This window comes from Mesorhizobium sp. RCAM 05099, assembly GCF_059683685.1.
The window spans coordinates 2700787-2712314 of sequence record NZ_CM185035.1 but is presented as its reverse complement, the minus strand read 5'-3'; the positions used below and the strand labels follow the sequence as shown (position 1 = coordinate 2712314).

Sequence of the window (11528 nt, the reverse complement as noted above, 5' to 3'; positions counted from 1 at the left end):
CAGACCACCATTCAGCCCGCCGGCGCGCCGCGAAAAATCGCCACGGCCGCTTCAACGATTGCCGCATTGTCTCTCGCCGTCCCGCCATCGGCGACCGTCTTGCCGTCCTCCAGCCCGACGCGCGTCGACCAGCGCTTGCGGCGCGCAAGCTCGACGAACCGCCAGACCGTAACGTCGACGCCATGCAGCAGGATCGGCCGCCGCACCCCGGCGCGTTCGAGCACGGCGGCGATGCCGTGCGCCTCGTCCAGCGCGGCCGGCAGGTCCTGAATATCGATCTCGATCAGGATGCGCAGCACCCGGTCGTGGTCGGCAAGGCCGACGAAGCGCTCGGTATCGGCGACGCAAGCAAGCCCGGCCTCGATACCGACGCCACGCTGCCGCAGCAGTTCCATCACCCCGGGCGCGTCGGCCTCCGACAGATTGACCGAGGCGTAGTCGGGCAGTTCCCGCCAGCCGGCGATCGCCGCGCGGGTCCGCTCGACATCGTTCTCGATCCAGGCGCCGGTCGACACGCCCATGAGCGTGCCCGGGCAGGCCTGACGCACGGCCAGGACCGTCGCATCGACAGCCGCCAGGCTTTCGCGCCCATCGGCGCCGCGCGGATGGATGTGCAGTTCTGCCGCTCCGGCGGCGACGCAGGCCGCCGCGTCGATGGCCATCGCCTGTGCGTCGAGCGGCAGCCTCGGGTGGAAATCACGCGGGCGCGCGCCGTTGATGCAGGCCTGGACAATCATTGATCTCGCCTCGGTCAAGAGTGACCGCACTCTAGCCGCGCGGCAAGGCACGGCAAAGAGTTGGGTGGCGCCACTCCTGACAGGCCTGGCAAGATTTGGTGGCATTTGAATAAAAGCCGCCTGTGGATATTTACCTCGCGTTCCGCCCCGTCCGGCAACCTATATTAGGGCGGGATCATGGAGGGACCCTTGACCAGCGATTTTTCGGCAGCCCGTGTCCACCTCGAACGAGCCTATTACTATCTGCGTGGCGACGACGAAACGAGCCGCGCGGCATGTGACGCCCTCGATCTGTTGATCGAAACGGTGACGGAAGCCCAGCACATGCGACCCAAGGCCGGTGTGCTGGAGTTTCCGCTATCGCCGGCGCGGCAAGCCGGCTGAAACGTGTTCAGGTGAGGCCGGCCTCACCTGAACCTCGACACGCCGCGGGTCACGAGGCCTTGCGGGCCGTCGCCACCCCGGTCGCGCGCGCGACAATCTGCTCCAGAGGCTCCGGCCGGTGCAGCAAAAATCCCTGGCCGAAGGCGACGCCCATGTCGCTCAGCATCGTCAGTGTGTCGTGCCGTTCGATCTTTTCCCCCACCACATTGCAGCCGAGGCTGCGAGCGATGCTGGTGATGGCCAGCACGATCTCACGGTCGAAGCGACTTTCCGTGATGTGCTGGATGAAAGAGCCATCGATCTTGATCGTGTCGACAGGAAAGCGCCGGAGATATTCGAACGAACTCATGCCGGCGCCGAAATCGTCGAGGCTGACCCGGCAGCGGCGCTCGCGCGCCTTGCGCACGAACTGCTCGGCGGCGTCGAAATTGGTGACGGCGGCGGTCTCGGTGATCTCGAAGCCGATGGCCGAATGCGGCGCGCCGGTCTCGTCGATGACGCTGTCGACGAACTCCCAGAGCTGCGGATCGCTCAGCGTCTGCGCCGACAGGTTGAAACCGAGTGTCAGCGCACCCGAGCGCAGGGCCGCGCCATGCCGCGACAGAACGGTGCGGATGATCCAGCGGTCGAGCCTGGAGGCGATGCCGAACCGCTCGGCAACTGGAATGAACTCGCCTGGCGGCACCAGACGCCCGTTGCGCCCAACAAGCCTGGCCAGCACTTCGACATGGCGGCTCTCTTGCCAGGGCCTGCCGAGCAGATGGATTTCCTGGCCGAACAGTTTCAGCCGTCCGTCTTCCATGGCGTCGACCGTGTCGGCGGCGACGCGCGCCGCGTTGAGCCCGCCGGACCCCGATTCCACCGTCGCGGAGAACACCGCGAAACGATTGCGCCCGGCAGCCTTCGCCGCGTAGCAGGCGTCGTCGGCGCAAGCCAGGGCGTCGGCGACCGTGGTGGTGGCGTCGTCGATGAAGGCGATGCCGATCGAGGCCGCCAGCTTGCGCGCCGACGCGGCCGTGCCAAGGTCGGCCTCACGCACCGCGCCGAGCACGGCGGTTGCGATCCGCTCGGCCTGCGAGGCATCGCAATGCGGCACCAGCAGCGCGAATTCGTCGCCGCCCAGCCGTGCCGCGTGCGCCGCCCGCGGCAGGCTGGCGCGGATGCCAGCGGCAACGCTCTTCAACGCCTGGTCGCCGGCCGCGTGGCCGGCAAAGTCGTTGAGCGCCTTGAAGTAGTCGAGATCGACATAGAACACCGCCAGCGGCGCACCCGCCGCGATATGGTCGGCGAGCAGCCGATCGAAGGCGGAGCGGTTCCACAGGCCGGTCAGCGCATCATGACGGGCCGCATAGGCAAGCTCCATCTCGCGCAGTTTTTCCTCGGTGATGTCGCGCACGGTGCCGAGGATCTGGCCCGCCGACTGCGTGTCGGCGATGAACCGCACCAGCGATTCGACATGGCGGACCTCGCCGTCGCGCTTGATGATGCGGTATTGCACGGCGACGACGTCCTGCGTGCCGATCGGTGCCAGATGCGCCTGCTCGGTCACCGCCTTGTCCTCGGGATGCAGGAACGTATGCCAGAGGTCGTCGGTCACCTCGTCGGTATCGGAGACCAGCCCGAAGATGTCGCGCGTGCGCTGGTCCCAGTAGCTTTTGTTGGTGTCTAGGTCGTGATGCCAGATGCCGGTGCCACTGGCGGCGAGCGCCAGGCGGAAGCGCACATTGACCTGCTCGAGCTCGGCTTCGGCGGCTTTCTGCTTGGAGATGTCGGTCTGCACGCCCATCAGCCTGACGGGTTTCCCGGACGCGTCGCGCTCGACGATGCCACCGCGATCGAGCACCCACACCCAGTGGCCGGCTTTGTGCCGGAGCCGCAGTTCGGTCTCGATGGCGTCGGTCTGTCCGGCGATGTGACGGTCGCCGCTGGCCAGCGCCCGCTCGCGATCATCGGGATGGGTCAGCTGCAGCCACAGGTCGCTGGTGTTGGCAAGTTCGCTTTCATCATAGCCCAGCATCCGCGCCCAGGTCGCGGAATAGAAGCATTCTCCGGTCCGAAGATCCCAGTCCCAGACGCCGAGATGGGCGCGTTCCAGCGCCTTCGCCCAGAAGGCCCCATTGCGATTTTTCTTGTCCTGACCCGTCATCTTCTGTTTCGCTCACCTCCATCAAGCGGCAATCTGCAGCAAAACCAGAGAAGAAAGCGTTACTTGGTCGCGGACGGAGGGCAGACCCGGCCTCTCCTCCACCATCCTCATCGTTCGCCTTTCGATTGGCCGGCAAGAACCGGAGTTTTGCGGCCACTGGATCGTCCTAGTGATGCCCGAGGTCGCCGGTAAGTCCGGTGATCCCGGGGTCGCCGGCCAGCCGGCGATCCCGGACAGCAACAAGAGGACCTCCCAATGACCAAACAGGAAGACAACAAGGCCGTCGTCGTCAGATGGTTCACCGACTTCTGGGGTGAAACCTGCGACCTGTCGGTGGTCGACGACATCGCCGCGCCCGACATGCTGCTGAAATACTCGCTGCATGAACCGCGCCGTGGCCGCGACGACATCAAGGCCTTCATGACCGACTTTCGCGCCGCCTTCCCGGACCTCAACTTCTGGGCCACCGCCGACCTCATCGCCGAGGGCGACCATGTCGTCGGCCAGTGGGAAGGTGGTGGTACGCATACCGGCCCGGCGTTCAGCGATTTCCTCGTCGGCTCGCTGCCCGCCGGCACCGGCCGCACCATGCGCTTCACCGGCACCACCGTGCTGAAGCTTGTCGACGGCCGGATCGTCGAGGAGATCGGCCTCGACGACGGCGTTGCCGCCCTCACCCAGCTCGGCCTGATCAAGGCCGCGTGATTGCGGGGCCATCGCCGTCCAGGCGATGGCCCACTTTCAATCGCGGTCGAAGCCCGATGACAAGGCCGCTCTACAGTTGAAAATCGCGGCGGCCACGAATGTTGCTGTTGCGTTGCCACGCAACCTCTTCATCAACGGTTCGTTGGTGTCAAACAAAATATTATCGACTAAAAATATTAGAAATTTAACAAAACTTCAAGTGTAACCAGATGGTAATACATTGCCTGTGAAATACCCATAACAGTCTTCTGGACAGCTGGCGGGATGTCCTTCGATGAGTGCGTATGGCGAGCAGCGGGGTGGCAATGGCCGCTCAGCCTCCATTCTTGATCTTGACGTGGCGGCAACCAGGGGCGGTTGGCTGCTGGTTGCTCTGTGTCTGACCTATGCCGTGGCCGCTCTTTGTCTGCAGCCGCATCGCTACCTGCATCTGGCGCAGTCCTATGCCGAGCCGTTCGTCTTCTTCTTGCCCTCGCTGCTGGCGGCTGGCCTTGGCGTGGCGGCGCTGATATTTGCCCGGCATGCTCCAACAAGGTTCATGCTCGACATGCTCACGCAGCGTTGGCTGGGCGCCGCGCCGGTCATCGTCTTGTTCTTTCTCGGCATCACCGCCTTCACCACCTTGAAGGTCGCCATCCCCGACATCGTGCCATTCTATGCCGACCGGGTCCTGGCCGGGCTTGATCTTCGGCTGCATGGCACCGATCCCTGGGCGTGGGCGCACGGCCTCGTTCCAGAACCGGTCTCGGCCATAATTTTTGCCAGCTATGGGTTTGGCTGGTTCGCCCAATGGTTCGGCACCTTGCTCTTCGTCGCCTTCTGGAACAGCCCGGCCAGGCGCCTGCGCTATCTATGGGCGTTCGCGCTGACCACGATCCTGTGCGGTACCGTTCTGGCCACCCTGCTATCGTCCGCTGGCCCGATATTCTACGACCAGCTCTACGGCGGTGACCGGTTTGCCGGGCTGCAAATCGCCCTGGCGCAGAACGGCCACGCCATGCCGGTCCATGCCTATGCCAACTACCTGCTTGCAACCTACGAAAGTGGCCGCCCGGAACTGGGCACCGGCATCTCGGCGATGCCAAGCATGCATGTCGCCTTCGTCACGCTCAACGCATTGTTCCTGACCGGTTTCGGACGCCGGTGGGCCATGGCCGGCTGGTCCTTCGCGGCGCTCATCCTGTTCGGCTCGGTTTACGCCGGCTGGCACTATGCCGTGGATGGCTACCTCTCGATCCTTGTCGTGTCGTTGCTCTGGTACCTGACCGGGCGTTTCGTTCTGCCGCAAGCGAGCCGGGGCGCCGCCGACGCGGGATTGGCGCTTCCCGACCCCGGCGCCGCGGTGAGCGAGTTCAGCTGACGCCGTTGGCTGTGGAAGAGTGGCCAGACGGCATTGGCCGCCTGGCCTTGCCGGCTACTGGCTCGGCGCCATCGTGTGTTCGCACGACACTTTCGGGTTCATGTCGGCAAAGGTACCGGTCGGGTTGCCCTTCCAGGCCCAGACATGCAGTTCGTAGAATTCACCCAGGCCGTAACGGTTGGGCGCGCTGTTGAAGTTGAACAGCTGTCCCTCCAGCGACGCCGGCCCCTTCGAGGTGATGTATTCGACCGCCACCAATTGCAACGTGCCGTCGGCCATCGGCTCGTACATCACCGCCTCGGGGCGGGCGATGTCGATCTTGTCGTCCTTAAGATACTGGCCGTTGACGTAGTGGATGCCCATGGCGCCGCCGGTGATGCCGCTGGCGCAGGGAATGGGCGCATAGCCCTCGGCCGTCGCGGCCTTGACGTCGAGAAACCGACTGTTGGCGGCACGCACCTTATCGGCCAGCGGACTGGCGCCGGCTGCGGGCGCAACTGCTTCCTGATGCGCCTGAGCGAAGGTGGTGCAGACGGCCAGCATGGCCCCCGCCATGAGAAGCCTGTTGCGAAAGTTTGTTATCATGTTCATTCCATTCTTCTTGAAAAAGCACAGCGGGCCGGCCGCCGAAAATACGGAGGCCCGGCAGGCAAGCGCCGTGGCTGTTGTTGCTTGGATATCCCGATGCGACGAATGCCGATCATCCCTTCGGCAGATACGGGATCGTTCCGGCCAGATCGGTGTTGTCGATCATCTGGAAACGGCTGTCGCTGCCATCCTGACGGGCCGAAACGAAAGGCGCATAGGCAGGATCGTTGGTGAAGGCGCGCGCCGCCGCTTCCGACGGGAATGCCATCAGGGCGATCAGCGTGGTGTCGAGCGGCTTGCCTTCAAGCGTCTTCACATTGCCGCTGCGCGACAGATATCTGCCGCCGTGCTTGTGGACGAGGTCGTGCACCGAGGCGGCATAGGCCGGCACCCACTGCGGGTCGTTTATCTTGATGTCTGCGATAACGTAAGTGGTCATGGTGGTCTCCTGGTTGCGGCGCACAGGATATCCCGTGCAACCGGCCAAAGGGCTCGCATGGCAGGGCCCGCGCCAACCAGTCCGCGATCTGTACTGGGCTGGTACAGTTTCTGTACTCGCCGCCTCAATCATGAAGGGCTAATGTTCGGCCCTGCTTCGAGGGAGGACCACAAATCATGGCCCAGCACGGATACAAACAGTTCTGCCCGCTATCGATGGCCGCCGAGGTGCTGTGCACACGCTGGACGATGGTCCTGCTGCGCGAACTGGTGGCGGGTTCGACTCGCTTCAACGACCTGCGCCGCGGCGTGCCCAAAATGTCGCCCACCCTTCTGTCGCAACGGCTGAAGGAGCTCGAACTGGCGGGGATCATCGAGCGCAAGGAAGTGCCGGGCGAGAAAGGCATCTCCGAGTATCGGCTGACCGAGGCCGGCCGCGATTTGCGCCGTCGAGGCGATGGGCTTCTGGGGGCAGAAATGGGTCGAGTCCCGGCTGTCGCTCAAGAACCTCGATCCGTCGCTGCTGATGTGGGACATGCGGCGCAACTTGAACCCCTCGCCGCTGCCCGAGGGGCGCACGGTGATACAATTTCTGTATCAGGATCTGCCGGCGTCCAAACGGTCGTGGTGGCTGATCGTCGAAAAGCACGGCGAGGTCGATCTGTGCTGGTACGATCCGGGCTTCGATGTCGACCTCTACGTCTCGACCGACCTGCACACGATGACGGCGATCTGGATGGGCTTGCTTACGGTCGAGAAGGCTGGGGCGAAGGTTTCCCTGACCGGCGACCAGGGTATCGGCAAGAAGATGCAGACCTGGCTCGGCCTCAGCCCCTTCGCGATCGAGCCCAAGCGCGCGGCGTAGGAGAGCCGAGGGGCGCTTGTCAGGAAACGGGTGGCGAGGCCGGCTTCTGGCGGCTTCAATGCGGCCATGTTCATCATCCTGGCCAGAGACCTGAAAGCCAAGCCGCTGCCGGTTGCCGAGGATCCGCGCTGGGCGCGCATCGTCGCGCGCGACAAATCGGCCGACGGACAATTCTGGTATTCGGTGGCGACGACCGGCGTCTATTGCCGGCCCTCCTGCCCGTCGCGGCGCGCCAACCCGAAGAATGTCCAACTGCACGACACGCTGGATCAGGCCGGGCGACCGGCTTTCGCCCGTGCCGGCGCTGCAATCCGGATGGCCCTTCGCTCGAGGCCGGCAACGCCGCGATGGTCGCCGATGCCTGCCGCTTGATTGAACAGAGCGAGGAAGAACCGTCGCTCGGCGAACTGGCCGACGCCGCCGGCCGTAGCGCCGGCTATTTCCATCGCATCTTCAAGGCCGTCACCGGGCTGACGCCGAAGGACTATGCCGCCGCCCACCGCGCCGCCCGGGTCCGCCAGGGCCTGGAAGACGGCGCCAGCGTGACAACGGCGATCTACGATGCCGGCTTCAATTCAAGCGGGCGTTTTTACGAGAAATCGACCGGCATGCTCGGCATGACGCCGACACGCTATCGCGCCGGCGGCGCCAAACAGGAGATCCGCTTCGCCGTCGGCGAATCCTCGCTCGGCGCCATCCTGGTCGCGTCGAGTCAGAAGGGCGTCGCCTCGATCCTGCTCGGCGACGATCCCGACGCGCTGGTGCGCGACCTGCAGGACCGTTTCCCCAAGGCGCGTCTGATCGGCGGCGACCGCGACTATGAAGCGCTGGTCGCTCGCGTCGTCGGTTTCGTCGAGGCGCCGGCGCTCGGTCTCGACCTGCCGTTCGACGTGCGCGGCACGGCGTTCCAGCAGCGTGTCTGGCAAGCCTTGCAGGATATCCCGGTCGGCCAGACAGTCTCCTATGCCGAGATCGCACAGCGCATCGGGTCGCCAAGGGCGACCCGCGCCATCGCCGCCGCTTGCGCCGCCAACAATCATGCCGTGGCCATTCCCTGCCACCGGGTGATCCGCAAGGACGGCGCGCTGTCGGGCTACGCTTGGGGAGCGGAGCGCAAGCGCGCGCTGCTCGACCGTGAGGCCGCGCCCGGCGGATCGGTGAAGGCACCCGATGACGCATATCGCTCCTCACGGGCCTGAGAGCAGGAGGGTCTGGCGGCAATGGGCGCGATGGCAAGGTCTCCCGAGAGCAGCGCCGATGCGACGAGCCAGGCCCAAGCCGCCGGCAGCCGGCGCGCCTCCAACGCGAAGTCCCTGGTGATGGCCACCATCGGCGCGCTTGTCGATGACGGCAAAGCCGAGTGGAACCGCACCGCGACCGGCGAGATCGAGCTGCGGCTGTTGACCGGCGAAGTGTTCCTGCTCGGCGAGGTCTCCGTCACTCGTATCGCGTGAGGCACCTTGGGCGAAGTGCGAACGGTTCAAAATCAGCGCCTTGCCGCTCACCCTTAGAGCCTGAGATTTGAATTTGAAAGCAAGCACCGGAGTGAGGGCCGGCCGGCACCTGGCTAGGGTTCAGGCACACACAAAGGAGTGAAGGCAATGAACCTCATGCAAACCAATGGGAAAGCGGCTGCCCCCTACGCTGCCCCCATCGACACCATCGCCTATGCCATCGGCGAATCCGAGATCGGAAAAGTGCTGGCGGCCCGCAGCCATATCGGCGTCTGCGCCATCCTGATCGGCTCCGACGCCGACGCGCTGGAGCAGGACCTCGCCAACCACTTCCCCGGCTGGATGCTGGTCGAGGACGAGGCCGGGTTGCGCGACGATCTCGCGACAATAGCCCGCTTCATCGAAACGCCCGGCGTCGGTCTCGACCTGCCGCTCGACATGCGCCACGGCACGCCGTTCCAGCAGCGTGTGTGGGACGTGCTGCGCGCCATCCCGTGCGGCGCCACCATCACCTACACGGCACTTGCCCGGCGTCTCGGCCAGCCGAACGGCGCCCGCGCCGTGGCGACGGCTTGCGCCGCCAACGCGATCGCGCTCGGCATTCCGTGCCACCGTGTCCTGCGCACCGACGGCACGCTGGCCGGCTACCGCTGGGGTGCCGAACGCAAGCGCGCTCTGCTCGACAAGGAGGCCACCATATGAACACCCACACCGAGGTTGCCGCGTCCGTCGTCGAGGCAGCGGAAACACGCGTCGCCGGTTACGACTGGCCGGCATTGACCGCCGAACTCGACGGCTTCGGCTGCGCGGTGATGGAAAAGCTGCTCTCGCCGCAGGAATGCCGGCGGATCGCCGGCCTCTATTCCGAGGAAGAACATTTCCGCAGCCACATCCATATGGCCAGGCACGGCTTCGGCAAGGGCGAGTACCGCTATTTCCGCTATCCCTTGCCCGACCTGCTCGGCGGCCTGCGCAGCGCGCTCTATCCCAGGCTGGCCGAGGTCGCCAACCGGTGGAACGAACGCATGGGCCTCGCCATGCGCTACCCCGCGACGCATGCCGAGTTTCTCGAACAATGCCATGCCGCCGGCCAGACGCGGCCGACGCCGCTACTGCTGCAATATGTGCCGTGCGACTTCAACTGCCTGCATCAGGACCTCTATGGCGACCTCGCCTTCCCGCTGCAGGTGGCGATCCTGCTCTCCGAACCGGGCGAGGATTTCACCGGCGGCGAGTTCGCGCTGACCGAGCAGCGGCCGCGCATGCAGAGCCGGGTCGAAGTGGTGCCGCTGCGCCAGGGCGACGCCGTTGCCTTCGCCGTCCACAACCGGCCGGTGCAGGGAACGAAAGGGAGCTACCGCGTCAATTTGCGCCACGGCGTCAGCCGGCTGCGCTCAGGCATGCGCCACACCGTCGGCATCATCTTTCACGACGCGAGGTAAGTGGCCTCCGCGATCCGACGCGGCCGCCCTTACGGCGACCGCATCTTGAAAACGAAGGAAAGCGGGCAAGCGATTCCACCCAAACACTATTTTCCGCCGCGCGATGCCTTCGCGCGGCATTCCGTATCAGCCGGCCGGCGCGTAGCGGTTGACCACCATGCCGCAGGCATAGGCCTTCGAACCGAGCAGGCGCAGCTTCTGGAAACCGCGCAGGTCGAAGATCCGGCGCCCCTCGCCCAGCACCGCCGGGTTGATGAACAGCTGAAACTCGTCGACCAGCCCGGCCGCGATCAGCGCCGACGCAAACCCCGCCCCGCCGAACACCGCGATATCGCCGCCGTTGGTCTTCTTCAGCGCGTCCACCTCGCGCGGCAGGTCGCCGCTGGCGACCGTGGTGCGTTCCCACCGCGAGACCTTGAGCCTGTCGCTCAGCACCACCTTGTCGACCTCGACGACACGTTGCGCAAAGGCATGGAAAGGGTCTCGCGGATAGTTCCTCGCCGCGTTGCCCCAATGGGTCAGATAGCCCTCCTCGACCATCTTGCGGCTCAGCAGGATGGTGTCGATACCGGCGAAGACGGCGTTGAAGTCCTTTTTCAGCTCGTCGTCCCAGGCGCTGTCGTCGCCCCATTCCCACAGCTGCCAGTGATGGTCCTCGAAGGCGCCGACGAAGCCGTCGACCGACATCTGCATCTGAAGGATGAGCTTTCTCATCGTCCATTCTCCTCGTTCGGTTTGCGATCAAAAGGGGGCGCGCGAAATTGTGCTCCTGGCGAGCCGTCACGGTTGGAAACGATTTACTTTTGGAACCATTTGACGCGTGCCGGTAATGGTGTCAATAGTAAAGTGATTTACAAATGGAAGCATATGGATGTCGACCAGGGGAAAGTCCGGCTGCCCGATCAACCTGTCGCTCGAACTGCTCGGCGACCGCTGGACGCTGCTCATCATCCGCGACCTGGTCTTTGCCGGGAAAAAGCATTTTCGCGAATTCCTGCAGTCCGACGAGGGCATCTCCTCGCGCACGCTGGCCGAGCGGCTGCAGACGCTTCAGGACGAAGGTATCCTCACCAGAAGCGACGACCCGACGCATGGGCTGAAGACGGTCTACCGGTTGACCGAGGCCGGCATCGACCTTCTGCCCGTGCTCGCAACGCTCGGCGCCTGGGGGAGCAAGCACCGCAACGCCGACGACAGGCTCGCCCGGATCGCCGACGACCTGGCGGCGGGTGGCGAGGCAGCGCTCGATCGCATGAAAATGGCGTTGCGAACCGAGCATGTCGGCCAGTCGACAGGCTGAGGCACTGCACCTCCCCTCGCGGAGGAAATGAACCGCCGAGCCCGCCAACGCCGGTCTCATCTGCTTGACAGCGAGCTATCTTTGTTCTCTATTTGTTCATATTCATAAG

At 64.8% G+C, this 11528-nt stretch carries 12 protein-coding genes and 2 pseudogenes; 9 read left to right on the top strand and 5 right to left on the bottom strand.

Features of this window, described 5'->3' with window-relative positions:
- Positions 1-11: 11 nt before the first annotated feature.
- Positions 12-737 carry a 3-keto-5-aminohexanoate cleavage protein gene (locus AC56QQ_RS13355; RefSeq protein ID WP_497127795.1) on the bottom strand — a complete coding sequence of 242 codons (726 nt, stop codon included), beginning with the start codon at positions 735-737 and terminating at the stop codon, positions 12-14.
- 189 nt (positions 738-926) lie between these two features.
- On the opposite strand from AC56QQ_RS13355, the gene AC56QQ_RS13350 reads away from it, so the two are divergent.
- Positions 927-1121: a hypothetical protein gene (locus AC56QQ_RS13350; RefSeq protein WP_497127793.1), complete on the top strand. Its 195-nt coding sequence runs from the start codon at positions 927-929 to the stop codon at positions 1119-1121.
- A 49-nt stretch (positions 1122-1170) separates the two neighbouring features.
- Here AC56QQ_RS13350 and AC56QQ_RS13345 read toward each other — a convergent pair whose 3' ends face one another.
- Positions 1171-3267, bottom strand: a complete 2097-nt coding sequence (locus AC56QQ_RS13345; protein WP_497127791.1) for an EAL domain-containing protein — start codon at positions 3265-3267, stop codon at positions 1171-1173.
- A gap of 255 nt (positions 3268-3522) precedes the next feature.
- Here AC56QQ_RS13345 and AC56QQ_RS13340 point away from each other — a divergent pair, with 255 nt between their 5' ends.
- Positions 3523-3972 (top strand): ester cyclase, encoded by a 450-nt coding sequence (locus AC56QQ_RS13340; protein WP_497127789.1) that lies wholly within the window; start codon positions 3523-3525, stop codon positions 3970-3972.
- 274 nt (positions 3973-4246) lie between these two features.
- On the top strand, positions 4247-5332 hold the full coding sequence (locus tag AC56QQ_RS13335) for a phosphatase PAP2 family protein (protein ID WP_497127787.1): 1086 nt from the start codon (positions 4247-4249) through the stop codon (positions 5330-5332).
- Between the two features lie 54 nt (positions 5333-5386).
- Here the strand turns inward: AC56QQ_RS13335 and AC56QQ_RS13330 are convergent, their stop codons facing one another.
- Both AC56QQ_RS13330 and AC56QQ_RS13325 read right to left on the bottom strand, forming a co-directional pair.
- Complete coding sequence (locus AC56QQ_RS13330; protein WP_497127785.1) at positions 5387-5923, bottom strand: hypothetical protein; 537 nt, start codon at positions 5921-5923, stop codon at positions 5387-5389.
- 109 nt (positions 5924-6032) lie between these two features.
- A complete protein-coding gene (locus tag AC56QQ_RS13325) occupies positions 6033-6359 on the bottom strand; it encodes a DUF1330 domain-containing protein (protein WP_497127783.1) in 327 nt (108 codons plus the stop codon).
- A gap of 176 nt (positions 6360-6535) precedes the next feature.
- Between AC56QQ_RS13325 and AC56QQ_RS13320 the strand changes: the two are divergent.
- The 5 genes and pseudogenes from AC56QQ_RS13320 (at position 6536) to AC56QQ_RS13300 (ending at position 10119) form a co-directional block, all read left to right on the top strand.
- Positions 6536-7223: pseudogene (locus AC56QQ_RS13320) on the top strand (winged helix-turn-helix transcriptional regulator).
- Between the two features lie 66 nt (positions 7224-7289).
- A pseudogene (gene ada / locus AC56QQ_RS13315) lies at positions 7290-8422 on the top strand (bifunctional DNA-binding transcriptional regulator/O6-methylguanine-DNA methyltransferase Ada).
- 21 nt (positions 8423-8443) lie between these two features.
- Entirely contained in the window at positions 8444-8677 is a 234-nt protein-coding gene (locus tag AC56QQ_RS13310) for a hypothetical protein (RefSeq protein ID WP_497127781.1), read from the top strand.
- Between the two features lie 147 nt (positions 8678-8824).
- Positions 8825-9379 (top strand): methylated-DNA--[protein]-cysteine S-methyltransferase, encoded by a 555-nt coding sequence (locus AC56QQ_RS13305; protein WP_497127779.1) that lies wholly within the window; start codon positions 8825-8827, stop codon positions 9377-9379.
- Positions 9376-10119 (top strand): 2OG-Fe(II) oxygenase, encoded by a 744-nt coding sequence (locus AC56QQ_RS13300; RefSeq protein ID WP_497127778.1) that lies wholly within the window; start codon positions 9376-9378, stop codon positions 10117-10119. Before AC56QQ_RS13305 ends, AC56QQ_RS13300 begins: the two co-directional genes overlap by 4 nt.
- A 126-nt stretch (positions 10120-10245) precedes the next feature.
- On the opposite strand, the gene AC56QQ_RS13295 is transcribed toward AC56QQ_RS13300, so the two are convergent.
- Complete coding sequence (locus AC56QQ_RS13295) at positions 10246-10833, bottom strand: dihydrofolate reductase family protein (RefSeq protein WP_489862298.1); 588 nt, start codon at positions 10831-10833, stop codon at positions 10246-10248.
- Positions 10834-10990: 157 nt separating this feature from the next.
- Here AC56QQ_RS13295 and AC56QQ_RS13290 point away from each other — a divergent pair, with 157 nt between their 5' ends.
- On the top strand, positions 10991-11419 hold the full coding sequence (locus AC56QQ_RS13290) for a winged helix-turn-helix transcriptional regulator (protein WP_497127777.1): 429 nt from the start codon (positions 10991-10993) through the stop codon (positions 11417-11419).
- The last annotated feature ends 109 nt before the right edge of the window (positions 11420-11528 follow it).

Excerpts from the sequence above, each read along its gene's own strand:
- AC56QQ_RS13290 (WP_497127777.1), top strand. The coding sequence starts at position 10,991 with ATGTCGACCAGGGGAAAGTCCGGCTGCCCGATCAACCTGTCGCTCGAA.
- AC56QQ_RS13335 (WP_497127787.1), top strand. The coding sequence starts at position 4,247 with ATGAGTGCGTATGGCGAGCAGCGGGGTGGCAATGGCCGCTCAGCCTCC.
- AC56QQ_RS13305 (WP_497127779.1), top strand. The coding sequence starts at position 8,825 with ATGAACCTCATGCAAACCAATGGGAAAGCGGCTGCCCCCTACGCTGCC.
- AC56QQ_RS13355 (WP_497127795.1), bottom strand. The coding sequence starts at position 737 with ATGATTGTCCAGGCCTGCATCAACGGCGCGCGCCCGCGTGATTTCCAC.
- AC56QQ_RS13300 (WP_497127778.1), top strand. The coding sequence starts at position 9,376 with ATGAACACCCACACCGAGGTTGCCGCGTCCGTCGTCGAGGCAGCGGAA.
- AC56QQ_RS13295 (WP_489862298.1), bottom strand. The coding sequence starts at position 10,833 with ATGAGAAAGCTCATCCTTCAGATGCAGATGTCGGTCGACGGCTTCGTC.
- AC56QQ_RS13310 (WP_497127781.1), top strand. The coding sequence starts at position 8,444 with ATGGGCGCGATGGCAAGGTCTCCCGAGAGCAGCGCCGATGCGACGAGC.
- AC56QQ_RS13325 (WP_497127783.1), bottom strand. The coding sequence starts at position 6,359 with ATGACCACTTACGTTATCGCAGACATCAAGATAAACGACCCGCAGTGG.
- AC56QQ_RS13345 (WP_497127791.1), bottom strand. The coding sequence starts at position 3,267 with ATGACGGGTCAGGACAAGAAAAATCGCAATGGGGCCTTCTGGGCGAAG.
- AC56QQ_RS13340 (WP_497127789.1), top strand. The coding sequence starts at position 3,523 with ATGACCAAACAGGAAGACAACAAGGCCGTCGTCGTCAGATGGTTCACC.
- AC56QQ_RS13330 (WP_497127785.1), bottom strand. The coding sequence starts at position 5,923 with ATGAACATGATAACAAACTTTCGCAACAGGCTTCTCATGGCGGGGGCC.